The following is a 25,010-nucleotide window of genomic DNA, read 5'->3' as shown; positions in this document are numbered from 1 at the left end:
GGGAGATGAAAAACATGGAAAAATCTTTAAAAGCGAAAAAGTTTCAAACGTTGCTTAAAGTCTTGAATGTTCTATTCAGCCTCTTGTTGATCCTAACTGGCATTGGCAACTTGTTGATTCTATTATTTTTGGGAGGAACCTTGTTCACATCGGAATCCTTCATCCAAAATCTCATCAATCAAGGAAGCATCAGCGCTTCCATCGGATTCAACGGCTTAAAAATCTTCATGGAAGAAACCACCTTTCATTATGATAAAACCTTGATGGTCATTTCCGTCTTGCTGGCTTTGCTATATGGGTGTGTCATTTTTGCCATTCTATTGCTCGTCAAACGATTCATTCAATCAATTATCAATGGCGAGATTTTCACCTTGAAAAACAGCAGAAGAATCGAATGGATCGCTTATTGCATCCTCTTTTTAAGCGTGACGATAAAAGGCATCGCCGCCTATTTCCTTTATTCCATGAACGAAATGGTCCAACTGGCCGATTTGCTTCAAGAGGTTGAGTGGGTGGAGTCGGTGTCCTTCGAATTTTTCGGCATCCATTGGAGCATGTTGTTGTGCGGATTGGTGATTTGGACGATTGGCTATATTTTTAGATATGGTACATTTTTACAAGAAGAATATGATGCGACAGTATAGGAAGTGAGAAAATGGCAATCATTGTTCGATTAGACCGGATGCTCGCCGACCGGAAAATGCAGTTAAGCGAGCTGGCTGAAAAAGTCGATATTTCCATTGTGAATTTATCCAATTTAAAAACCGGCAAAGCCAAGGCCATCCGATTCTCCACATTAAACGCCATCTGCAAAGCCCTGAACTGCCAGCCCGGCGACATATTGGAATATGTGGAAGATGAGGAGTAAAGTGGCTTTCGGAGCGCCAGGTACTTGCGGGGTGCCTGGTGTTTTTTATTTGCTTAAGTTGGGATATATGGGATTTAGGATGCTATCCCATAAGTGTATAATCTATCCGCCGAGTGGATAACTTTGTATGCCCAAGTTGATTCTCTATCTGCCCAAGACTTCCCCATCTTCCCCTAAGATAATTTCCGTCCGCGCGAATCTCCCCAAAAAACAAAATAAAAAACCCTTAGCACTCAAAGGGTTTTTCATTGCGCATCCGCTTCCTTTCCGCTAAAGTTCTCACAAAAAACGTAATAAAAAGCATCATCAAAAAAGGAACGATGACAACATAAGCAATATAAATCAATACGTACTTAATCCATTCCCATAAGTCCGGTCCGGCCAAAAAATAATTAAAATAATCAATTCCCACCAAAATCTCAAACACAACCGAATAGCATCGGTTTGCCAAATGGGTAGGTTTTTTTGGCCTTCTACATGATTTAACCTATTCCAATATCTTTTTAGTTCAAAAAATAGAAACAGAAACACTATTTATTACCTTATTATTTTTTCAACAGATTGTATTACTTAGCTCCAGTATATATAATTATATTAATAAGAAATAATAAAGGCACTACAAGCTGCATATGCTAGCCAATAGTGCCTTTCATATGATATTCGGAAAACTGCATGTGCAGTTCAATAAAATATCATAAAGTAGTATGTAACTTTGTATTACAATTATACATGAAAACTAATTTATTGGCAAGAGACATTCCAAGAGGAGTGATTATCTTGAGTTATCGCAGAACCTATGATATTAATATATACTTTGATGAAAGTGGAAAAAGTACCGAAAAATTACATTTGATGGGAGCCATTTCAATCCCAAAAAAATACTATGAATATAATGCACCTGTTCTAGATAAAATCGTCAAATCAATTAAAATTCATTGGACGGATTACAACGGTTATACCCCTTTGTATGAAAATATAAAAACAATTATCAATGAAGTGATGAAAAATTATTCTTTAATTAAAATGAATGTCATTTCATTTGATATGAATAAAATCGAACAAAATTCTCAACCATTTAAACCACATGTAGAGAATGTGGTTGATCGTACAATATATACTAAATTTCCTGAGCGAGTTGTTTATGGGCTTGTTAGGAAGTATGGGAAAGACACCTTTGTAAATGCAGAAGTATTCATTGAACATGACCATACATACGAAGCAAAAGAATATGATTTAAAAAAGGAAATGCTTCACCAATTAAATATTCAATCAATCTACCGTGGTGAGAATTTTAAAGTAAGCCGAGTGGAATACCTTTCAAAAAAGACTACATATGGTGTAGAGTTAATGGACATCCTGCTTGGAATGGTTCGGACTATCATTCAAAATGAACCTCCCAATAGCAAACGAGCCTTCGAAAAAAATAAGCTGGTAATGGAATTATTAAACGATGATAGCGGAAATTTTTTATCCTTTGTCAAAACAATAACATTATTCGAATGGAATGGCTTTTCAAATGAATTAAAATCAATCTCCTTTGAGAAATATTTAGATGTTTTCATAAGTTCTAATTTCAATTTTGAATATTTTTAATAGGATATTTTGATTTTTGAATATAAAATATTCATCAAGCATGCAAATTATTCATCAACTTCAGTAGAAGCAATTCATTCTTCAACACTGCCGCAAGAAATTGGAGAAAAACAACTAACAAATCCAGGATTTTGAAATTTCTCTACAAGTCCTGTTTTTCCCCATATTGTATACAACCAAATCATTCCCCTAATCCGCCCAACAACCCCTTCACCAACCCCAATTCATGTCCATATCGATCCAAATGTATCAATACTTGCAACAAATTCAAAAACTCCCGGACTTTATTTAAGCGCATGGAACTTTCCCAACTCCACGCCCTTTCCCCAAATGAAACTTGCCACTAATGCCCTCATGTCTGCAACTTCACACAATGGATGCTGAACCTTTGCATCCGATCTATGCAATGGGTTTCCTCCCAACAATAAAACCCGCCCCATGACTGAGGCGGATTTTTGCGCAATGAACAACGACAACCTTCTCTTTGGCAATCCCAATGCCACCATCAACTCCAATACGGGCAGCGCGTCTTAACCAATTCCCTTTCAAAAATACCCAGCGCCATCCCAACAGAACCCCATCCCTTGCCAACACCCTCACAAACTCCAATACAAGAACCCTCTCTCTTCGCACGCCTTCCGATCAAACACGCTTTTGACATCCACCAGCACTTTTTTGCCGCTTCTATACAGTTGTTCCAGCACTTCAAGGGGGAACGTTTCCAACAACTCATTGTGGGGGACGGCAAACACGATGGCATCCAGCTCTTTCACCTCATCCAAACCGGCCAGACGGATCTGATATTCCTCATACACCTCCTCAGACTCTGCCAGCGGGTCGTACACAATCGGTTGGATGCCATATTCCTCCAGTTCGCGGATCACATCAATCACTTTCGTGTTGCGGACATCCGGCACATTTTCTTTGAATGTGAATCCCAGCACCGCAACACGGGCGCCGATGATTTCCTGTTCCGCTTTGATCAATTGTTTAATGACGCTGGTGCCGACAAACTTGCCCATGTCGTCATTGATTTTTCGCCCGGCCAATATGATTTGGGAGTGATACCCCAATTGTTGCGCTTTATAGATGAAATAATAAGGATCCACCCCGATGCAATGCCCGCCCACCAAACCGGGGGTAAACTTGAGGAAGTTCCATTTCGTCCCTGCCGCTTCAAGCACCGCCTTCGTGTCGATGCCCATCCGGTCGAACACCATGGCCAGTTCATTCATGAATGCGATATTGATATCCCTTTGCGAGTTCTCGACCACTTTCGCCGCTTCGGCCACTTTGATCGACTCCGCTTCAAAGACCCCCGCATGGATGATGGAACGATAGACCGCCGAAATTTCCTGGAGCGCCGCCGGGTCGGAACCGGAAACCACCTTGGTGGTGTTGGTCAACGTATGGATTTTATCCCCGGGATTGATGCGCTCCGGCGAGTAGCCCACTTTGAAATCTTTTCCATATGCCAATCCCGACACCTTTTCGAGGATGGGCACGCAAATCTCCTCGGTTGTGCCCGGATAAACGGTGGATTCATAGACGACAATTGATCCCTTTGCTAAATTCCTGCCCACCGTTTCACTGGCACGGATAATGGGATTCAAATCCGGCGTTTTATCGGAATGGATGGGCGTGGGGACGGCCACGATATGGAACTTGCACGCTTTCAGGTCCTTTTCATCGGAAGTGAAGCGGATGGCCGTTTGTTTCACCGCTTCGTTTCCGACTTCCCCTGTCACATCAATCCCATCCAAATATTTTTGGATTTTTGACTGGTTTATATCAAACCCGATCACATCATAGACTTTCGCCAGTTCAATGGCTAACGGCAGGCCGACATAGCCCAATCCAATGACGGAAATTTTCGCTTCTTTCCTTTTCAATTGTTCAAACAGCATGAAAACAGATCACCTTTCCAGTTCCAAATTTATGCATGATTCCGGGAGAGGTCCGCAGTCCGACTGGTGGTGAACAGACGAACTATTACAGGTGCCGGCTTTGTTACAGCATGGTTGGATGGATATGGTAGGAGATTGGGGATTGAATACATTGCTGACAGTTGTAGCATATGTACGTTTTTGGGAAAGGTGTGGGGATTTCAGGATGAGGAATGGGCAAAAAAATCCGCTTCCGCATCAAGAAACGGAAGCGTTGAAATCCTTGCCGCGCGCCGGGAATGTGCTGCTCAGATGCTTGGGTATAAAAATTTTTTTGGCACCCCTGTCTCTTTTTCACCTCCTCGAAGCTATATATTCAATAGAACAACCAATCAATAGGAGGGATTTCTGATGGAATACAACGGCATCAACGTCATCACCACAAAGCAGCTGGCCACATTCTTCCACACGAATGTAACCCGCATTTATACCATTTTTAACCGCTATAATGAAAAATTCGAGGAAGGAAAAGACTATTTTTTGCTATCCAAAAAGGACATTGAAGAATGGAGCAAATCCGTCCACCTTCCGGGATTAAAACATACTTCTCTTCTCTACCTTTGGACGGATCAAGGAGCCTTCAAAATCGCGCAATCCTTCAAAGGCCTGAAAGCATGGCAAGGCTATTGCAACTGCATCCATTACTTTTACGGCTCCGAGGAAGACTGGCAAACCGTGCTCAACGAACTCTTTGAAAAAATGGCAAGAAAGGTGGCGGAAAAATGAAAGCCTCCCATCTTACATTCTCGTTGACACTGGCAAACAGGCTGGGGGTTGATGCAGCCATAGTTCTGCAAAGACTGCATGAAGAACTGCTTCAGTGCCAAACCAAATTCAACGGCCATCGTTGGTTTCCCCACACCTATGAAGAGTGGCGGGGAAAATTTCCCTTCTGGTCAAAAGATAAAATTGTCCGCATCATTTTAAGGCTGGAACAAGAAGGATTCATTATCTCGACGAATGAATTGAACGATGATCCTTTGAACCGGACAAAATGGTATCGCATCCATTATGAGTTAATCGCAACGTTGGGAAAGGACATTTTTCCGGATACCGTTCCGTCAGAGGAAAAGAATGTAAATGCATTGACCGGAAAAGGCCAAATGCCTTTTGCAAAATCTGAAATTGGATTTTTGGAAGATGGATTTTGCAAAAAAGAAAACCCTTTGGCGGAAAATGCCCACCCTTGCTCAAATGCCAAAGACGGTTTTTCAACAGATGCACTTTGCCAACCGGAAAACCCTTTGACGGGAAATGCCCATGCTAGCTCAAATTCCAAAGACGGTTTTTCAACAGATGCACTTTGCAAAATGGCGGAAGAAGCCAATCCCCCATTGACCGGAAATGCCAATCCTTTCCCAAATCCCAAAAATGGTTTTTCAATCAATGCGCTTTGCCAATCAAAACCGCATTATCCATTGACCGAACATACATCAGTAAGTCGATTTTCCAACAATGGCAAATCCAGTGTTGCCAAATGCGAAAATGCATCTTCCGAAATGGCAAAAAAGGCAAATGGCAGCGCTTTGACCCAATCCCAACAGGCCGACATGGAACAATACCATTTCATCACCCAGGCGTTTAGTAATTATTTAAATAAAAATACAAGTTATTCTAATAATTTAATAATTAAATCCTAACTCTAAAACTTAAATAATCTTTAACCCTAATACAAATCTATAAAATTTTAACTTAATCATCTTGATAATCCTAACCAATACATAAATCCCAAGTTTAGAATCTGTTCATGATCACAGAAACCTAAAAACAAAACTCCTTCACCACTTTAATACAACACAAGGGGGAGATGAAAATGCAGCCACTGAACACCGAACTGCTCGAAAAAAGCATTCTTGGCACGATGATGAAAGAAAACCATTTGATCCATGAAGCGGGCATCCAGCCGGAAATGTTTGTTTCCGAAGCCCACCGTGTGATTTTTGAAGCGATGAGGCATTTGGCAAACCAAGGGAAACCCGCGGACTGTGTGACACTCCTGACCGAAGTGGAGGTCGGGGAGGCAGGGGCCAATTATTTAATCACTATGGCCTCCTATGCCAATCATGAAAAATTCGAGCAATACACGGACTTGCTTATGGAAGCCTGGAGGGAGCGGCAGAAAATCGCCCTCCTTGCCGAAGCCCAGGCGGAAAACTGGCCCATCGAACAAATCCAAACGAAGCTGGATCAACTCTTCACCGGCAACCAAACCATTGAAACCAGCATCGACCAGGATTTGGTCCATCTTTCAGAACGGCCATTCTTTCCCGAAGACGAGAGCGACTACATCCCCATCGACATCAAACAATTAAAGAAAATGATGAACGGCTTCAGACAGGGGGAAGTGACCATCATCGCGGGAAGGCCATCGATGGGAAAAACGGATGTAATGAACCACTTTGCGCTCCATACAGGCAAAACGGGGCATTTGCCCATCATTTTCTCGTTGGAAATGAACCGGAAAATGCTCGTGGAACGGCTGATCGCCCTCTGCGGCAACATCAGCCGGACCAAAATGCGGAATCCCTTTCAAACCTTCACCCAAGAAGAAAAAGACAAATGGATGGACCACCTTTCCGAACTGAAAAAAGCCAACATCCACATTGACGACCGCGCCGGAATCACGGTGAATGAGATGCGGGCGCAAATCCGGAAGCTGATGAAAAAACATCCGGACAAAAAACCGGTTATTTTCATCGATTATCTGCAAATGATCGCCTGTGAAGAATACCGCAACAACCAATATCTCAACATCGCCTACATCAGCGCCCAACTGAAGAAAATGGCGAAAGACTTCCACTGCCCTGTCGTTTGCCTCGCCCAACTGAACCGGGCAGTGGAAGCCAGACATAACAAACGCCCGGTGATGAGCGACATTCGGGATTCAGGCAACATCGAGCAGGATGCGGATGTGATTATCATCCTGTACCGGGATGCTTACTATGAACAACTGCAGCCGGAAGAAAGACGGCAACCCCAATCACGTTATGAAAAGCTGGAATTCATCGTTGCCAAGAACCGGAACGGTCCCACAGGCACAGCCTATGTTTATTACAATAAATCCACTGGAAAAATCGCAGAGGAGGCGGTGGAAGCCTAGATTTTGGGAAATCGTGAGGAATTACTGCCGCCCTTCCCATTGGAAGCCTGGATTTTGGAAGAGACGTGGAACTCAAATAGAAACACCGCGTGAAATTGACGGGGAAACAAAGACTGGGGAGGTGGACATGACAAAACAAGGAACGGTTGCTTCCCTATTTCACGATGCCCTCATATATGATGAACCTTACATCGCCCATTTCATTTACTATGCGTTGCAGAAAAAGAAAGTCACATTGGAGGACAAGATCGAAAAGCTCTACGAAATCGAATTGACCCCGGAAGAATATGAGAAATTTCAGGAAATAAAAAGACGGGATGTATTGCAAATGCGGCCAATCAAATTATATGCCATTCAACGGAACGGCCATCTCTACGATTTTTACTTTACCAAAACCCCGGAAGAAGCCGCCTTCCTCCACTACCAACTTTTTGGGGAAAAAGTGCGGAAAGTGATCGATGCTTACAACAAGATGATGGATATGGGAGTCTACAATACGGAAACAAAACGGACAAGCACATTCCGGGAACTGATGAAGGAGTATGTGAAATTCCCGGTTTATGTTTGTACGTTGGAGGGGGGAGGGAGTTAACTTACTGTAAGCCCGAAATATAGGAGATAAATAAAAAATGCGCACCCTTCTGGTACGCACAACGAATAGCCCTACAATCCCAAGTTTTTCGGATTGAGGGCTATTTTGCTATTGCACATGATTCACGAATGGTTTTCGACCATGGTAGATAGCAATCTAATATTTTTGGCTGTTGATGGATTGGTAAACTTGGGAGTTCCGACAATACTTTCACTAGGTATTGATAAAAATCAATGCCATTCGCTTTTGCCGTTTCAGCCAAGCTTAAACAGATGGCATTCGCATCGGCTCCCGATTCACTGACGGAAAACAGCCAATTTTTACGTCCAATGACATTTGGGCGAATCGCATTTTCAGCTGGATTGTTATCCATTTCAATGCGCCCATCATACAGAAAAGCTTTTAGACCTTCGGCGTGCTTCAATGTATACTCCGCAGCTTTGGCAAGGGCATTCTTCCCATAGAAAGGAGATTCTTCAATCCATTTGAAAAATGCCTCGACAATAGGTTTGGACTCTTTTTGTCTAGCTTTTCTCCGTTCGCTCGGCCGAAGTTTCTTAAATTTCCGTTCTAGGCGGTAAAGTCGATCACAATAATCGACACCAATCCGTCCATTTTTACTTTCGGCTTTTAACCAGTATCGACGAACATGAGCCCAGCAGTTGGCAAAATGAATATTTGGTACATCATGGTATGCAGAATATCCATCGCAGATAATCGTCCCTTTAAAGCCTTTCATAAAGTCAGTCAAAATTTCCCGACTACGGGATAAAGCACTATGGAACAGAACAATTGCCGGTCCTTGGGAAGCAACGCTACGGAACACCCAGTTGTAAGCTTTAGATTGAGCTGGCTTTCCATCTGAGCGGTTCAATACTTGGGCATAGGTTTCATCGACATGAAGAATTGATTTTTTCATGAGGGTTTCTTTCATTCGATTATATAATGGAAGAAGCCAATCTTCTGCCGTGCGAATCACCCAGTTTGATAGGTTTTTATCATTGGTTAGTAAACCATAACGATGCCATTCCTTTATATTTCAAAAATATCGAAAAGGGTGGAATATTTCAATCCACGCAATTACATGTAATGCAACTAGAGGTTCGCGAAATGATGTTCGAGGTTCTCATATTTCAATCCACGCAATTACATGTAATGCAACGTAGTCATTGTTGGCGCCGATTTGTTTGGAAAAATATTTCAATCCACGCAATTACATGTAATGCAACGTAGACGTTATGCCAAATTTACTGAAAAAGCTGATTTCAATCCACGCAATTACATGTAATGCAACATACACGTATGTTATGAACGATACAAACACTACAATTTCAATCCACGCAATTACATGTAATGCAACATCAAAAACGGCGTGGTAAATGGTACGGATTTAGTATTTCAATCCACGCAATTACATGTAATGCAACGCCTCAATGCTAAACGACGGCCAAATGCGATTAAAATTTCAATCCACGCAATTACATGTAATGCAACACAGAAGCGATCGCATTTTACACACGTAAAGTTGCTATTTCAATCCACGCAATTACATGTAATGCAACTTTTTTTTCGTCACTTGGGTATGTTTCAAAAGCCATTTCAATCCACGCAATTACATGTAATGCAACGCGCTGAATGCGATGTCACAACGACAAAAGATGATTTCAATCCACGCAATTACATGTAATGCAACGCTTATTTTGCGAAATGTAATATTTGTGACCATATCATTTCAATCCACGCAATTACATGTAATGCAACATTTCTCGTAAATTAGTAGAAAGTGAGATTTGGAATTTCAATCCACGCAATTACATGTAATGCAACAGTTGACACAAAAAATGAATTTCTAGAATTGAAAATTTCAATCCACGCAATTACATGTAATGCAACTTCAAAATCAATTTTAAAATCTACCGAACCGGAATTTCAATCCACGCAATTACATGTAATGCAACCGGCTTAACATTAAGAGATATGCGCAAAGAAATGATTTCAATCCACGCAATTACATGTAATGCAACATTTTGAGTATATAGATTTATTTGTTCATTATGCCAATTTCAATCCACGCAATTACATGTAATGCAACGTGCAAAATGAATACCTTCGAAGCTTGTACGACACTATTTCAATCCACGCAATTACATGTAATGCAACTGTTTATACAATTAAACATGGTACTACTTTTAATATTTCAATCCACGCAATTACATGTAATGCAACGGTACTTGGTACTAATTTATGGGGGTGATTATTGTATTTCAATCCACGCAATTACATGTAATGCAACTCCGGAAAATGAAAATTTAAAACTTAAAAATAGCATTTCAATCCACGCAATTACATGTAATGCAACATTGTTGCATGGCCAACCCCAGCACGTACACCTATTATTTCAATCCACGCAATTACATGTAATGCAACAGTTTGTAAGTTCCTGTCCATTTCTTAACGACTATTTCAATCCACGCAATTACATGTAATGCAACGTAATACCAGCTGTGATAATAGTTGGCGCATTAGCTATTTCAATCCACGCAATTACATGTAATGCAACTTTGATATTTTTTTGAATCGAGAGTATCCATGTATTTCAATCCACGCAATTACATGTAATGCAACGATACAGCTAAGACGTCAAGCGTTTTTTATCGTTATTTCAATCCACGCAATTACATGTAATGCAACAGATTTGGAAGCTCAAATACAGGCGCTGGAAAAAATTTCAATCCACGCAATTACATGTAATGCAACCCATGCCAAAGGGCGAAATTAATCCCCCCTTGGGATTTCAATCCACGCAATTACATGTAATGCAACTGAATTACCTATAAGTGATTCCATTCGCACCTTTATTTCAATCCACGCAATTACATGTAATGCAACAGAGTGTATGTTTGAAAAATCTACCACTACGGTTATTTCAATCCACGCAATTACATGTAATGCAACTGCCATTTTCATCAAAAAATAGTTAATTTTAATATTTAATTAACAAACATTTACATATAAGTAATGATGAATTACTTATAAACCTCAACTTAATATGTTCGGTTTTCGGTGCTAATCTTCCAGTAAAATCATGTTCACTTCACATTAGCACCACATATTGCATTTTTAGCGTGGATTGCCTTAGCGGTAACACAACACTAAGGCTTAACCCTTTGGGGAGTGGTAGTAACGGCTCTTTCCCAATGCCTGCCCTCCCCCTACGGCCGGAAATACGACCGAGCAAATAACGGATTTCTCCATTATTGCTGTCTAAACTTCTGCTTCTTCTTTTCTCTTTTCAATGTTCAACGGTTCAGCTTTGGCGATATTCTGACTCGCATTGTAATCCGCATTGGTTTTAAATCCGCAATTCTTGCAGATAAATGTTTCTTGATCCACTCGTTGCCCTTCTTCTAAGCTCCCACATTGACTACATCTTTGGGAAGTGTAAGAGGAATCCACGTAATAAACCGCTATCCCTTCTCTTTCCGCTTTGTATTCCACCATGTTCTGCAACTGATAATAAGACCAATTCCGCAACAATGATTTGTGTTTCAAACGGTCTAGTTTCAATTCTTCCATGTGAATGATGCCCGCATGGTGTTTTACCGCAAATTCCACAATCTTTTTGCTCAGAAAATGGTTATAGGTATTAACAAAGTTCTTCTCTCTTTCTTTTAACCGTTCCAATGCTTTCAATTTACGCTCTCGGCCTTTCCCACCTCGAGTACTTTGCAATGCTTTCTGTAGTCGTCTGCGTTGGCTCTGCAATTTTGTACGAACTTTTAAAAAGTCGTCAATACTACCTATTCCTCGTCGAATATACGGAACATCATTTAATGAAACGTAAGCCGGAATTTTCAACCCCAAATCCACCCCAACGATACGGCCCGGAATGAATGTGTGTTCTTTGTTTACAGGAATATTGACTGATAGAATCAAAATTAAATCTTTGCCAGCGCTAATGCTACTATCGCACATTTTATAAGTACCTTCAATGATTCGGGATAACATCGATTTCAATTCGTTGATGTTCGCCTTTTGCTTACTGCCTCTGGAAAGGATGATTTTAAACGTTATCCCTTTCACCCATTTGATATAAAAATCACCGTTTTCCTCATACAACTTCATGCTTCTCGCACGGACCATCAAAGGATTCGTATTTCTGTAATTGCGCAGGCTCCGTTCACCGCTTAATAATCCCATCTTGCAATCTGTGTTGAAATCGGAAACCACCTTGCTTGTAATACGATCCAACGTGTCATAATGCAAATCGAATTCGCGTTCAATTACCTTCCTAACGCGTGTTTGTTTCGCTAACCCTACCGCTTCCTGGTAGATTTTTGCCGCCTTTTGATTGTATTCCCTTTCGATTTTGTATACTTTTTCTTGCGCTTTTTCATAATCTTTTTGGGCCTTTTCAATCTTTTTCTCATCTGCAGCCGATTCTTTTAATTTAATAAGATTATCGAACTTTTCTTTTGCTCGTGTCTTGTACTTTTCCAGGTGTTCATGGTAGTCTTGATCGCTCTGTTTGATTTTTTGTTGAGCGATATATTCAAAGTAGAGATGGTTATAAGCAACATTCAAGGCCCGATTTTGGTTTCTGTTTTCGTTGCGGATAAAGGAATAGGCTTCATTTTTGTTGTCTGATACGATTGCCAGTTTTAATTTCCGTGTAGAAATCAATCGTTTCACCCCAAACTTTGATCCATCCTTACATAATTATCCATCAAATTCTTTGTTCAGTCTATTTTTAATTGTAGAAAACACATAATCTATTTTTTAAACTTTTATAAAGGACTTATTTGACTTTACATTTTAGATTCTTCATATTTTCTCATCTTACGAAAAAACCGCCTCTGTTTTGGAAGGCGGCATCCATGTTTTCTTTTCAAATGTCATATCGTCAAGAGCAATTGAAACACTGCCATTCACTTTTGATTTTCCTATTCACTATTTGTGTTTCTCAAAAGGTGCATTAACCGTTAGAATAAAATTTATCTAGTGAGGTTACTACACCCGGCTTCTCTGCTCCCGGTATTCAGTAGCTTCAATGATATTATGTATGAATGTCGAAATCTTATTGAAATGCCATAATAAATTTGCACTCCATCCAATGCATGAAAAATTGCTAGTTTACTAAGATTTTTTCAAGGCCTTTTTCTAAATATGTACGGAAATCTCCAAGAACAGATAGCAACTGCGCAATGACTTCGTTCGGAATATAGTCATCAAGCATCTCGAGATCCAATGTTTTCTCAACAATATTTACCAACTCCATAATAAACAATAAATCCTCACGATTCAAAGATGCCAGATACTCAAAAATCCTTGTTTTATATTCATCTATAGCTTCCAAACATTGCTCTCTTGTATCAGGTGGAATCACATGTTTTTCATTTTTCAAAATCTCCCAATAATAATCCCTCTCCTTTGATAGCCTCAAAACTTCATTAATGATATTCATTCTTTCTTCTGGAATCAACATCATCACTTTATTCCTCCTTTTTCAGCTTCAAAAGATGGTTGATTTTAATCATTGATATGGTTACTTCGATATTCTATTTTCACCTCCATTATATTCAATCAGTCCATCAATTATCATTATACTTAATTTTCTAAAAATTTCAATAAATAACTTATTATCCTATATAAGAGTAAAATTAAAAACCTACACCATATATGCTTTATAGTCATTGCTTAAAATATTCAACAAAAATAGTAGCACAAACCTTCACTTATGGTTTGTACTACTTTGATTGTTACAAAATTATTTTTCCACCAATTGTTTTCTTTGTTCAAATTCGAATAAATTTCCATAATTATAATATTCAATTTCTTCATCCAAACATGAACTATCAACAATATTAACCGTATCAAAAATAATTTGATGATTCATATTTTTTATCAATTCATTATCAAGTACTTTAAATTCATTATGATTCGTTAATACAAGCATTAAGTCTGATTCATAAAGTGCTTCTGAAAGGTTCTTACATACAAAATCAGCTTTAACATGCGGATCAAATGCGCAAACTTCGTAATTCCCTTGGTTTAACAACTCATGATAAATATCCATTGCGGGACTTTCTCGAATATCGTCAACATTACCTTTATAAGCTAGTCCTAATACTGAAATTTTCTTTCCATTTATCGTTTGCATTATTTTATTAACATTTTCAATCACATAGCCCGGCATCGAATTATTAATCTCTCGAGATAAATTAATTAGTTTTGCCGTTTCAGGTGCCTTTGAAACAATAAAATACGGATCAACCGCTAAACAATGTCCGCCAACTCCAGGACCAGGGCTATGCAAATTCACACGTGGATGCTTATTCGCCATTTGAATTACTTCTAATGCATTAATTCCAAGTTCATTTGAAATCTTCGCCAGTTCATTAGCCAACGCAATATTGACATCTCTAAATGTATTTTCCATCAACTTTGACATTTCTGCAGTTTTAGCGTCAGTTTTTATGATTTCTCCTTTAACAAAAGTACTGTATACTTTAGCACCAGCATCAGTACATTGAGGTGTAATTCCCCCAACAATTCGATTATTATGAACTAGTTCATGTAAGATTTGTCCTGGCAATACACGTTCCGGACAATGTACTAGGAAAATATCTTCTCCGATTGTAAAACCATTTTCTTCAACTAATGGTTTTACATAATCATCCATTGTTCTAGGCGCAATCGTCGATTCAACAATTACTACATTTCCTTTTTCTAAATAGGGGATAATTGATTTTACTGCACCTAATACATAAGTAAGATCACAAGATTTATAAGTGTCATCATTATTTGGCGTAGGAACAGCAATAATAAAAGCATCTGCCTTTTCAGGTTTTATACTTGCCCTAAAAGTGCCTTTTTCAATTACTTCATTTAATGCTTCTTGTAAGCCTGGTTCTTCTATATGGATTACACCCTGATTTAACAAATTAATAACTTCTTCTTTTATATCTACACCTATTACTTCAACATTATGTTTTGCGAACATGATGGAAGTAGGTAATCCTATATATCCCAAGCCAATGGTACATATTTTCAATTTAAATCTTTCCTTTTAATATCTAAAAATATTATTAATGGTTATAAAAATGAATATTAATACAAAACAAGAAAAGAACTTTTTAATTGTACTATTCTCTATGTCTCTCAAGAGAAATAATAACTTATGTTAAATTTTCAAACCTCCACGCATCCCTGCACATATCAACAATATCCCGTTTCGCTTTCCAATCTAATTCTCTTTCAGCTTTGGAAGCATCCGCATAGCAAATCGCAATATCGCCCGGTCTGCGTTCTACAATTTCATATGGCACTTTGATGCTATTCGCTTTTTCAAAGGCATGCACCAACTCCAACACGCTTGTCCCTTTTCCAGTTCCGAGATTATATATATGCACACCTTCTGTCAAATGTTTGTACGCCGCCACATGTCCCTCTGCCAAATCCATCACATGAATATAATCCCGAATGCCCGTACCGTCTGGAGTTGGATAATCATTTCCAAACACACGCAACTTTTTCAACTCGCCTTTTGCCACTTTTGTAATATATGGCATCAAATTATTAGGAATCCCGTTCGGATCTTCCCCAATCAACCCGCTCCCATGGGCACCGACCGGGTTAAAATATCTTAAAATGGAAACAGCAAACTTCGGATTCGCCTTTGCCACATCCATCAAAATCCGTTCACTCATGGCCTTTGTTTCGCCATATGGATTGGTAGTCGGCAATAACTTCATATCCTCTTTAAATGGCACTTGATTCTCGCCATAAACGGTTGCGGAAGAACTGAACACAAATTTATTCACATTGTACTTTTGGCAAACCTTTGCCAAAATCATCGTGCTTCCAACATTGTTCATATAATATTTCAAAGGCTCTGTAACAGATTCACCGACCGCCTTGTAACCGGCAAAATGAATAACACCATCAATATCGTGCTCGGCAAAAACCCGCTCCAACGCTTCCTCATTGGTCACATCCACATTATAAAAAACAAAATTATCATTCAACTTCCGAAGTTTATCTAATACAGCAGGTTTACTGTTTGAAAAATTATCCACTATAATTAAAGAATATCCTTGTTCCATTAAAGCAACGCATGTATGTGAACCAATGTATCCTGCCCCACCTGTTACTAATAGTTTCACCATATTCAACCCCATCATTAATAATGTGAAAGATTAATTCATAGTAATAATATATGTTATAAAAGTAATAGAATAATATAAATGAAATTATATAAAATTCCAAATAATATAAAAAATCACACCTCCTCTAATGCAAAAAAGGAGGCATACTCAATAAGCTCAAAGTAAATTAGTAATGTAAAAATCTAAGTTTACACTAATTACATTTTTGTCGATTTCAATCCTAGTTCTTCTTTTATTTTTGTAGTTGATATTTCAGGTGTTCTGCTCAAATATATAACTTCACAATATTCTTTTAAGAAGTCAAATTTTCCTTTCCAATCATCACCTATAACAAAGGTATCTACCTCATATTTAATAACATCATCAATCTTTTGTTCCCAACATTTTTCCGGAATTACTAAGTCTACATACCGAATAGCCTCAAGCAACTTTTTTCTTTCTTCATATGAGAAATAACACTTTTTACCTTTTTGTTCATTAAACTCATTGGTTGATAAACCTACAATTAAATAATCTCCACATTCTTTTGCTCTTTTTAGCAGATTTATATGTCCGTAATGCAGAAGATCGAATGTTCCGTAAGTTATAACTCTTTTCAATTTTTTTCCCCCAAGCTTTATTGTTATTTCCCCAAAAAAGCAAAATTAATTGATACAAAAATATTATGTCTTAAATTAAGGTAGCAACTTATTAGTATCTAATAAGCAATACTTTTTAACAAAATAAAAGCGGTATATAAATACAATTAGTTCAGTTATTATTACTAAACATGCTACTAGTTTTACTGAGAGAATTGGTATGAATGCTAATAATAGAAGTACATGCAGAATTGATGCAAAAATTACACTATTATTTACTTCCTTTGTATAACCTAAAGCCCCTAACAACGGGTATCCCATTAATATACTAGGCATCATATAGATAGCAGCAAACATGAACATTTTTAATAATACTGCACTTTCACCATAACCTTCTCCAAAAATAAGATTAATTATAAAATCCGAAAATAAAAACACTAACAATACAATAAAAATATTTGAAATAGTTGATATTTTAAATAATTTTTTATAGAGGCTAATGTTTTTACTATGTGCAATATACGGATAGAGTACGCTATTTAATGGTTGATACAAACTAACCACACCTCTAAATAACTTATCCGCAGTACCAAAAAATCCTGCAGCCACTGGTCCCAAAATCAATCCGATTACAAAAGTATTACTTGTAGTATACATGGAAACAGCAATACGAGACCAGAAGAATTGAGAACTATATTTTAACTGGTTTATTAAATTTTCCCTTGAAGGAATTTTAAATTTTATACTAGTATTTTTTGTAATAATAATTAACGACAATACTCCCACTATTAAATATCCTACGGAATTTAATAGTGCTACTAATGGCAAATCATTTTGATCCTTTATAAAAATAAAAATTGTTATTGTAAAAAAAATTTTAATGCCAGCATTTAAAGTTGTTATAATTTTCATTTTTTCTAATCCTTGATACACAAATATTGAAAACATTAAATTGCCAATAACCATTAAAAACATTAATAAATGCACATACCAATATTCTCTAATTCCTGGCACAAAGATAATTAATATAACTAAAAATATAAAAGATATTATCATTAAAATAAATTTTATTACTAATATAGAGCTAAAAATCTCCGACAATTTCTTTGAATTATTCCTATTTATCGATATTTCTCTAGTTCCAGATAAATCAAAACCAAAATCTATTAATATTATAAAATATTGAATAAATGACTGAGAAAAAATATAAACACCATATCCTTCTATCGTCAAAACACGTGCAAGATATGGAAGAGTAATAAAGGGGAGTAAATAATTCAAAAATTGCATAATAGTTAATGCTGAAAAATTTTCAATTAATCTTCTCTTATCTGACATAACTATCATTCTTTTCCTTATTAATTACAAATCTTTAAACTCCAAATCTATTTTTGTTTAGTAATTATTGTTTTATTTGGATCTACGTCAAGTTTTTGGACACAAAAAGATTAAGTTTTTTTGCACAACAACCATTCATGGATTGTTCCACATCCCAAGTAGATTGTCAAAGTGAAAAGAGCCTTTGACAATCTACTTGGGACGTGGAGAAATAAACACATGGCTGTTGTGCCAAAAAAATGTGAAGGGGAGAAGTATTCTGTACCCCATGTTTTACGCTGCTATTCGGCACATTTTTTCGTATTCATCCGGTGTCAAATAACCAATGCTTCCATGAATTCGTTTGCGATTATACCAACCTTCAATGAATTGAAATGACGCAATTCTCGCTGTCTCTTAGCTTTCGTATTTGGTTAGATACACTTCTTCTTTTTTTAATATAGCGTGAAAAGATTCAATACAAGCGTTGTCATATGGACATCCTTTTCGACTAAACGACGGAATCATTTCATGTTTTTTTAGAAGTTCTTGAAACGCTTCACTTGTATATTGTGTTCCTAAATCCGTATGCACAATAAGTCCAGGATCAGCTTTTGGTCTTGAATTGCATTTTGAAGTGCTTCCAGCACAATTTCTGTTGTCATTTTGCAAGAGAATTTATATCCAACTACTTTTTTCGTATGTAAATGAATAACGGACGCTAGATAACACCAGCCATCACGAAGCGTATGGACATATGTAATATCAACTACCCATTTTTCATTAATCGTTGTGGTAGTGAAATCTTGATTTAATACATTTTCTCGTTCTTCTCAGGCTTTTGTGTTGGTGTTGGGCGGAATTTTTTTACAATACATGATTGGATGCCTGCTTGTTTCATCAAACGTTGAACTCGATTGATACTGCCTGTATAGCCTTCTTTTTTAAGTATTTCAAAGATTTTAGGGGCCCCATAACGACCCTTACTTTCTTTATGGATTGCTCGAATTCGTTCAAGCAGTTGTTCGTTGGCGACATGATAGCTATTCGGCTTCTTGTGAAACGATTGATAATACGTACTTTTAGGCATCTTTAAAACACGACACATCATTTGGATTGGATGATGTTCGCTTTCTTTTGTAATCAAGTCAATCAGTTCTTGCTCATCTATTTTCTCGCGAATATGGTCATAGCCTTTTTTAGAATTTCGATCTCCTGTTTTAATCGAAGATTTTCTTTTTGAATGGCTTCTATATCAGCCAAAGTTAATTCTTGTTCACATTCAATTGGAGAGAGTTGCTTAATCCATTTATAAATCGTTACTTCTGAAACACCATATTCGTTAGAGAGTTGACTGACTGGAGTGCCTGAGCGATAAAGCTCAACTACTGTTTGTTTAAATTCTTGATTATACCGTTTTTGACTCATGATTCGGACACAACCTTTCGTTAGTTTAATATTAATGACTTAACCAAGTTGTGTCCATAAATCTATACTACATCTAATTCTATCTATTATTCATGTTATTAATAATAAAATCATAAACTCTCTTAGTCGAATTATTATCTTTATAATAATTAAATAAATCACAATTTTTTCTTCGTGCTTCATAATAACTATCGATATCATTAATTAAATTATCAAAAAATAATACCAAATCCTTAAATTCACAAATTTTTTCTCCAACTAAGATACTCTCCACATTTTCGAAGGCAAATCCTAAAGTATTTCTGTAATTTTCAATATCATCTATGGTGATACCAATTGGTTTATTTGTTAGTAAGTAATCAAAATATACTGATGAGTAATCTGTTATTAAAGCATCACTCCCTGCTAATAGTTCATATAATTGAATGTTCATATCATTGATGTCTTGGTCAAAAATAATTTTAACATTTGTTAAATTAATATTTTTTAAATATTTAGTTAATTGTCCAGGATGTGGTTTTATTAGCAGTAAAGAATTATGATTATTTAGAAAATTATTCAACTGTATCATTTGACTTTCTTCTTTGAATATAGGAATCCCCAGAGGATGCGAAAAATTAGAATCAACTCTTTTATTGTCTTTATATTGTCTAAACGTAGGAAGCCAAACTACAATTTTTTTATATTCATGTTTTAAATAATGATTCAAATTTATATTTGAAAACAATAAATCATTTCTAGGAAACCCAAGACAAACTAATTGATTGTCATTAACATTAAATAACCTTTTAGCATTTTCTTTAACAAAATTTGATTGAAATAGGACATGATCAATATTTTCTTGCTGCCACATATAACTATGAGTGTTTTTTAAAGGTGTTCCATGTGTGAGATAAATTGCATATTGTTTTTTATTGATTTTTTTAAGTTCTTTATTTTCATATATTAAACATTTAGCTTGACTGATTTTCCATAAAAATTTTATCTGTTCAAAACGATTGGTCGGATATTTAATAAATTCGACATCTTTATATTTTAATTTACATTGGTTATAATTGCTAACTGCCCAAATAATTTTATACTTTTTATCTAATTTTTCTTTTTTTGCATACTTATATAATTCAAAACTATTTCCTGATAAATCTGGTGAACTTTCAAATATAATAATATTTTTTAACTTTCTAAAACTTAATATTTTAAATATAATTATTTTAAAAAAATTTTTAATCAAACTCATTTTATTTCACTCACTTGAATTTTTATTTTAAAACTGGATCTACGTCAAGTTTTTGGATACAAAAAGATTAAGTTTTTTTGCACAACAACCATTCATGGATTGTTCCACATCCAAGTAGATTGTCAAAGTGAAAAGAGCCTTTGACAATCTACTTGGGACGTGGAGAAATAAACACATGGCTGTTGTGCCAAAAAAATGTGAAGGGGAGAAGTATTCTGTACCCCATGTTTTACGCTGCTATTCGGCACATTTTTTCGTATTCATCCAACGCACTGGGGGTCAGGCCCCGATACCAAAAAGAATATTGCTATTTGAAATCACTTTAAGATTTGAGGAATTTTTAAAATTAATTTTGTATTCTTTAGGAGCATACAAAATAAATTCAGTATTTGGGTATCTCTCACATAATACTTTAATGAATAAATCATCACCTAGATTAAAGGTTGTATAGGCATTTATCATTATCCTCTTCATGTATTAGTTCAGTCCTTTTTAAAATTTCTTATCTTTAGTATCAATAAAATTTTTATTATATTTAGTTTAATACTACGTAATCCATTATTGAAATTAAATACTTTAATAAGATTCAAATATTTATTAAAGTATTTAATAATATCTTTTTTATTTAAACCAATTTTCAAAGAATTATATAGCCTATATGTAATTAAAGCTGATAGTCTATAATCTACTAAGGCCTTTTTCAATAATGGATTCTTATTTGCTTTAAGTTTAATAATTAACCTATTAATAAAGTCGAAGTCTTTATCCAACTTGTCCAATGAAAAAGTAGATAATCTATTGTCATCTTCATGAAAAACATAATTTGTTAAGTACTCATTAACGAAACAAATTCTATCGGTTTTTGATAATACCTCAGAAAAGAATTCCATATCCTCTCCCCAAGATACGTTTTCTGGAAAACATATATTATACTTGTCTATCAGTTTCTTCCTAATCATCCAACTATTTGTACAAACTTTCACTCTATCTAATATATAGTCTATTAAAATATCTCCTTCCTTAAATAACGTTTTACACTTTTTCTTTTCTTTAGAGGTAACAATAAAATAACCACAATAACAAATATCAAAATTCTTTGTCTTGATTTTAGAATACATTTTCTCTAGAAAAGTGTCTTCGTAAAAATCATCAGAATCAAGAAAACAAATTACTTCACCACTAGCTAAATCAATCCCTTTATTTCTTGCGACAGATACTCCCGAATTTTCTTGATATATATATTTGAAGTTGGACCTTTTATACATTTCTACTATCTTCGCCGTGTTATCTGTACTACCATCATCAATGATAATTACTTCAAAGTCTTGAAATGTTTGGCGTAACAAAGAATCTAATGCAAAATGGATAGTATCTTCTCTATTATAGGCAGGGATAATTATTGAAATTTTTGGATTCATATTTCATCCTCTCTATACTATATGATAATTATAAATCTAAAAAAATATTTTGGTTCATAAAATAATAGCCACTTAATAAAATTTAGGTATAATCAGACTATCTCCTTTTTTCAAATTGTAATCTTTATAGTCAGTAGGTGAGTAAAATTACCAATCACTTAGTTTTGTTAAATTATACTGATAATCAGAATGGAAGGGATACCTGCTTCTGGAAAATAGTCCCTATACACAAAAAGCATCCATGAGTCGAGTCGCCACTCCCAACGATTAATGAGGAATTTTTTTCATAAAAAAATGATAAAGTATAAATTTTTTTCAAACAATAAAATATTAATCAAGAGAGATGAATAAATGTTTAAAAGCAAAAATTAATAACAAATAAAAACTTTCTACCTCAATGGCATTAATTGACATATAACTTATAGCCATGCATAACAAAGGGAGAGCTCCTATAAAGCTAACTTTTTTATTTTTACTTTGACTCTTTACTTCTATTAAAATTGAAAACAAATAGATTAAAAACAGGATTGTACCTATTATTCCCAAAGCAAGGAGTAATTCTAAAATAAAATTATGTGCATACCCCATACCTGCTCCAATTCTACTACCATAATCTTGAATACCAACACCAAAATAAAAAAATTCATAATTAGAAAATATGAACTCTAAACTACTCTCAGCAATTTCATTCCTACCGCTAGTTAGCAATGTTAGGTCACTTTCATACATTGTAAACCTTGAAATAGTTAAATCTATAAAATTCATAATATTTTTTGGAAACACCATTAAAAATAAAACGCTTAATATTGCGAAAATCACGATAAACCTTTTATGCTTTCTATATTTTTTTAGAGAAAATATCACTCTAAAAAAATATATGACACTCACAAATACAAGGACAATTATATACATTCTAGATAAGCTCATAAAGCCAAACATAAGCAGCATAAAAACTATTAAATAGTATAATGCTTTGTTTAATAATGTTACTCCTTTTCTATTCAGCAACATTATTAAACAAAAAAGACTAATTAATATATATAGCGAATAATAATTGGGATCACCTGCACCTCCGGAGAATCTATCAATAACATTCGATTGATTTAAATCAATAATTTGACCAGTTTCTAATATATTTGTAATCAATCCAACAATTGATGAAATCATGACCCCGCTGACAAAATACTTAATACTTAATAAATGATTAGATTCATCATTATTAGACGAAATTATAAACAGTATATAAATTTGAGTAAGTGTCCAACCCATAAGCGTCAGGATATTATATGAATTATATAAAAACGCATGTCCCCATTCATAAATAATAACCATCATTGAAATCAAAAGAAGGATTTTATTTATCTTAATCTTAAACTTATTCTTTAATAAAACAATCCGAAAAATTGCAAAAAGTATTAAAATGTTTAATATCGGAGCAGGAAGACCTGGAATAAAAGTTACACCTATATTTGGAACTAAAATTAGAAAATAGTGTAAGGAAAATTGAATTGGAATAGTCATTATTCTATATAAAATATAAAAAAATAGTAAATACATAGATATAGAAGAAACAATAATCTGACTCGAAAGAATTAAAAAGCCAATTATAATAATATCGACAATAAACTTACTCCTTACTCTATTCCACAGCTTATTATCCATTGTATCTTGAGATTTAGTTAGTATATAATTTTCTTTAATAAAATTTATCTTCCAACTCAACATCTTGTATATACCTCTACAAAGTCTTCTTTATATTGTGTTAAATTAAACAAACTTTCAACCTTTTCTTTTGCGCTTTTAGACATATTTTTATAAAGTTTATCATCATTTAATAACTGTATTATGCTTAAAATAAATTGTTCGTCTGTCTTGCATAATATTCCACAAGTGTTATCAACTATATTTGCTATTCCATCTAAATCAGATGCTATTACAGGTTTTCCTAAGGAAAGTGATTCAATTATAGTCATTGGCAATCCTTCTGATTTTGAAGTCATGCAAAGAACTTTTGAGTTCATTAAAATGGGGAATGGATTAGACACAAATCCTAATAAGTCTATATTTCCCTTTAACTTTAATTTTTTAATTAAGCTTTCACACTCTTCTTTTAAGTATCCATCACCAATTATTGCAACTTTTGTTGAAGGTCTTTTTTTTATCACTTTAGAAATAATGTTTATAAACCTGATTGGATCTTTTACATCAACTAGACGTCCTAAAAAAATAATATCATAAGCTAGGTCTGTCGGCACTCTTGACTTTTCCCTAACAACATTTAAATCAACCATGTTTTCTATTACTTTAGTTTTCCTTTTAAGAAACTTTTTAAATATTAATGAATTATTAATAGCTGGTGTTACAACAATAAACTGACTAACCTTAATACTAACTATTAAAAATAGAATAGAACGAATGCAGATTTTATTAAGCCAGTTAGGATATTGGTGGATTTGAGAAACAACAGGAGTATTAAAACTAACCATTGCGGATAATATTGTAGCCGTAAAATCATGAGCGTGAATTATATCCGGTTTATTATCCTTCACAACTTTAAACAGATTTAATAATGATAAATTTTTCATTGGAATATAATTAATATTTCTTTCAGCTAAGGTATTTTTTATAGGACCTTCTGGTGAAACATAATACATATTATATTCTCCACTTAAATTCGATATAATATTAATTGCAACATTTTCTGCTCCCGAAAACTTCTTTGAACGTAGTACGTGTAAAATTTTTTTCATTGTTTCTCCTTTCTA

Annotated in this window: 20 protein-coding genes, 1 pseudogene and 1 CRISPR repeat array; of the genes and pseudogenes, 7 read left to right on the top strand and 14 right to left on the bottom strand. The window is 35.3% G+C overall.

All coding sequences use genetic code 11. The features are described 5' to 3' along the window. Window positions 1-14: 14 nt before the first annotated feature. The 3 genes from NST13_RS15175 (at window position 15) to NST13_RS15165 (ending at window position 2,461) form a co-directional block, all read left to right on the top strand. Window positions 15-644 carry a DUF2975 domain-containing protein gene (locus NST13_RS15175; protein WP_342580969.1) on the top strand — a complete coding sequence of 210 codons (630 nt, stop codon included), beginning with the start codon at window positions 15-17 and terminating at the stop codon, window positions 642-644. Window positions 645-655: 11 nt separating this feature from the next. Continuing rightward, complete coding sequence (locus NST13_RS15170) at window positions 656-868, top strand: helix-turn-helix transcriptional regulator (RefSeq protein WP_342470234.1); 213 nt, start codon at window positions 656-658, stop codon at window positions 866-868. Window positions 869-1,645: 777 nt separating this feature from the next. Then, window positions 1,646-2,461, top strand: coding sequence for a DUF3800 domain-containing protein (locus NST13_RS15165; protein WP_342580968.1), 816 nt, complete (start codon window positions 1,646-1,648; stop codon window positions 2,459-2,461). Window positions 2,462-2,860: 399 nt separating this feature from the next. Here NST13_RS15165 and NST13_RS15160 read toward each other — a convergent pair whose 3' ends face one another. Both NST13_RS15160 and NST13_RS15155 read right to left on the bottom strand, forming a co-directional pair. Further along, the gene (locus NST13_RS15160) at window positions 2,861-3,070 is read right to left on the bottom strand and encodes a hypothetical protein (RefSeq protein WP_342580967.1); all 210 of its coding nucleotides are present in this window, start codon (window positions 3,068-3,070) and stop codon (window positions 2,861-2,863) included. Next, the gene (locus NST13_RS15155; RefSeq protein ID WP_342580966.1) at window positions 3,058-4,368 is read right to left on the bottom strand and encodes a nucleotide sugar dehydrogenase; all 1,311 of its coding nucleotides are present in this window, start codon (window positions 4,366-4,368) and stop codon (window positions 3,058-3,060) included. Before NST13_RS15155 ends, NST13_RS15160 begins: the two co-directional genes overlap by 13 nt. A gap of 390 nt (window positions 4,369-4,758) precedes the next feature. Here NST13_RS15155 and NST13_RS15150 point away from each other — a divergent pair, with 390 nt between their 5' ends. The 4 genes from NST13_RS15150 to NST13_RS15135 all read left to right on the top strand — a co-directional run bounded on the left by NST13_RS15150 (window position 4,759) and on the right by NST13_RS15135 (window position 8,099). After that, window positions 4,759-5,133, top strand: coding sequence for an ORF6N domain-containing protein (locus NST13_RS15150; RefSeq protein ID WP_342580965.1), 375 nt, complete (start codon window positions 4,759-4,761; stop codon window positions 5,131-5,133). After that, window positions 5,130-6,047, top strand: coding sequence for a hypothetical protein (locus tag NST13_RS15145; RefSeq protein ID WP_342580964.1), 918 nt, complete (start codon window positions 5,130-5,132; stop codon window positions 6,045-6,047). The genes NST13_RS15150 and NST13_RS15145 overlap by 4 nt, the downstream gene beginning before the upstream one ends. Before the next feature lie 173 nt (window positions 6,048-6,220). After that, entirely contained in the window at window positions 6,221-7,507 is a 1,287-nt protein-coding gene (locus tag NST13_RS15140; RefSeq protein ID WP_342580963.1) for a DnaB-like helicase C-terminal domain-containing protein, read from the top strand. A 127-nt stretch (window positions 7,508-7,634) separates the two neighbouring features. After that, window positions 7,635-8,099, top strand: a complete 465-nt coding sequence (locus NST13_RS15135) for a hypothetical protein (RefSeq protein WP_342580962.1) — start codon at window positions 7,635-7,637, stop codon at window positions 8,097-8,099. Window positions 8,100-8,199: 100 nt separating this feature from the next. Here the strand turns inward: NST13_RS15135 and NST13_RS15130 are convergent, their stop codons facing one another. From NST13_RS15130 to NST13_RS15075, 12 genes and pseudogenes are all read right to left on the bottom strand, one after another. Further along, a complete protein-coding gene (locus NST13_RS15130) occupies window positions 8,200-9,135 on the bottom strand; it encodes an IS66 family transposase (RefSeq protein WP_342581873.1) in 936 nt (311 codons plus the stop codon). Between the two features lie 28 nt (window positions 9,136-9,163). Next, window positions 9,164-11,056: a CRISPR direct-repeat array (repeat unit 32 nt; unit sequence ATTTCAATCCACGCAATTACATGTAATGCAAC). 307 nt (window positions 11,057-11,363) lie between these two features. Next, on the bottom strand, window positions 11,364-12,782 hold the full coding sequence (locus NST13_RS15125) for a transposase (RefSeq protein WP_342580961.1): 1,419 nt from the start codon (window positions 12,780-12,782) through the stop codon (window positions 11,364-11,366). Window positions 12,783-13,227: 445 nt separating this feature from the next. Beyond that, a complete protein-coding gene (locus NST13_RS15120) occupies window positions 13,228-13,587 on the bottom strand; it encodes a hypothetical protein (RefSeq protein ID WP_342580960.1) in 360 nt (119 codons plus the stop codon). 279 nt (window positions 13,588-13,866) lie between these two features. Then, window positions 13,867-15,153 carry a nucleotide sugar dehydrogenase gene (locus tag NST13_RS15115; protein ID WP_342580959.1) on the bottom strand — a complete coding sequence of 429 codons (1,287 nt, stop codon included), beginning with the start codon at window positions 15,151-15,153 and terminating at the stop codon, window positions 13,867-13,869. Window positions 15,154-15,277: 124 nt separating this feature from the next. Further along, window positions 15,278-16,264 carry a UDP-glucose 4-epimerase GalE gene (galE, locus tag NST13_RS15110; protein WP_342581872.1) on the bottom strand — a complete coding sequence of 329 codons (987 nt, stop codon included), beginning with the start codon at window positions 16,262-16,264 and terminating at the stop codon, window positions 15,278-15,280. A 200-nt stretch (window positions 16,265-16,464) separates the two neighbouring features. Beyond that, on the bottom strand, window positions 16,465-16,866 hold the full coding sequence (tagD, locus tag NST13_RS15105) for a glycerol-3-phosphate cytidylyltransferase (protein WP_342580958.1): 402 nt from the start codon (window positions 16,864-16,866) through the stop codon (window positions 16,465-16,467). 75 nt (window positions 16,867-16,941) lie between these two features. Then, complete coding sequence (locus NST13_RS15100; RefSeq protein ID WP_342580957.1) at window positions 16,942-18,183, bottom strand: flippase; 1,242 nt, start codon at window positions 18,181-18,183, stop codon at window positions 16,942-16,944. A gap of 273 nt (window positions 18,184-18,456) precedes the next feature. Beyond that, a pseudogene (locus NST13_RS15095) lies at window positions 18,457-19,590 on the bottom strand (IS3 family transposase). A 79-nt stretch (window positions 19,591-19,669) separates the two neighbouring features. After that, window positions 19,670-20,827: a CDP-glycerol glycerophosphotransferase family protein gene (locus NST13_RS15090; RefSeq protein WP_342580956.1), complete on the bottom strand. Its 1,158-nt coding sequence runs from the start codon at window positions 20,825-20,827 to the stop codon at window positions 19,670-19,672. A gap of 482 nt (window positions 20,828-21,309) precedes the next feature. Further along, on the bottom strand, window positions 21,310-22,245 hold the full coding sequence (locus tag NST13_RS15085) for a glycosyltransferase family 2 protein (protein ID WP_342580955.1): 936 nt from the start codon (window positions 22,243-22,245) through the stop codon (window positions 21,310-21,312). Between the two features lie 330 nt (window positions 22,246-22,575). Beyond that, window positions 22,576-23,970 (bottom strand): O-antigen ligase family protein, encoded by a 1,395-nt coding sequence (locus tag NST13_RS15080; protein WP_342580954.1) that lies wholly within the window; start codon window positions 23,968-23,970, stop codon window positions 22,576-22,578. Continuing rightward, window positions 23,964-24,995 (bottom strand): glycosyltransferase, encoded by a 1,032-nt coding sequence (locus NST13_RS15075; protein ID WP_342580953.1) that lies wholly within the window; start codon window positions 24,993-24,995, stop codon window positions 23,964-23,966. Before NST13_RS15075 ends, NST13_RS15080 begins: the two co-directional genes overlap by 7 nt. Between the last annotated feature and the right edge of the window lie 15 nt (window positions 24,996-25,010).

Source organism: Ureibacillus sp. FSL W7-1570 (assembly GCF_038593265.1).
GTDB classification, from domain to species: Bacteria; Bacillota; Bacilli; order Bacillales_A; family Planococcaceae; genus Ureibacillus; species Ureibacillus suwonensis.
This window is presented reverse-complemented; position numbering and strand designations above follow the sequence as displayed.

What these genes read in the sequence shown, in the direction of transcription:
- NST13_RS15150 (WP_342580965.1), top strand. Translation starts at nt 4,759, where the DNA reads ATGGAATACAACGGCATCAACGTCATCACCACAAAGCAGCTGGCCACA.
- NST13_RS15120 (WP_342580960.1), bottom strand. Translation starts at nt 13,587, where the DNA reads ATGATGTTGATTCCAGAAGAAAGAATGAATATCATTAATGAAGTTTTG.
- NST13_RS15155 (WP_342580966.1), bottom strand. Translation starts at nt 4,368, where the DNA reads ATGCTGTTTGAACAATTGAAAAGGAAAGAAGCGAAAATTTCCGTCATT.
- NST13_RS15175 (WP_342580969.1), top strand. Translation starts at nt 15, where the DNA reads ATGGAAAAATCTTTAAAAGCGAAAAAGTTTCAAACGTTGCTTAAAGTC.
- NST13_RS15100 (WP_342580957.1), bottom strand. Translation starts at nt 18,183, where the DNA reads ATGTCAGATAAGAGAAGATTAATTGAAAATTTTTCAGCATTAACTATT.
- NST13_RS15075 (WP_342580953.1), bottom strand. Translation starts at nt 24,995, where the DNA reads ATGAAAAAAATTTTACACGTACTACGTTCAAAGAAGTTTTCGGGAGCA.
- NST13_RS15135 (WP_342580962.1), top strand. Translation starts at nt 7,635, where the DNA reads ATGACAAAACAAGGAACGGTTGCTTCCCTATTTCACGATGCCCTCATA.
- NST13_RS15080 (WP_342580954.1), bottom strand. Translation starts at nt 23,970, where the DNA reads ATGTTGAGTTGGAAGATAAATTTTATTAAAGAAAATTATATACTAACT.
- NST13_RS15090 (WP_342580956.1), bottom strand. Translation starts at nt 20,827, where the DNA reads ATGAGTTTGATTAAAAATTTTTTTAAAATAATTATATTTAAAATATTA.
- NST13_RS15140 (WP_342580963.1), top strand. Translation starts at nt 6,221, where the DNA reads ATGCAGCCACTGAACACCGAACTGCTCGAAAAAAGCATTCTTGGCACG.
- NST13_RS15145 (WP_342580964.1), top strand. Translation starts at nt 5,130, where the DNA reads ATGAAAGCCTCCCATCTTACATTCTCGTTGACACTGGCAAACAGGCTG.
- NST13_RS15170 (WP_342470234.1), top strand. Translation starts at nt 656, where the DNA reads ATGGCAATCATTGTTCGATTAGACCGGATGCTCGCCGACCGGAAAATG.
- NST13_RS15085 (WP_342580955.1), bottom strand. Translation starts at nt 22,245, where the DNA reads ATGAATCCAAAAATTTCAATAATTATCCCTGCCTATAATAGAGAAGAT.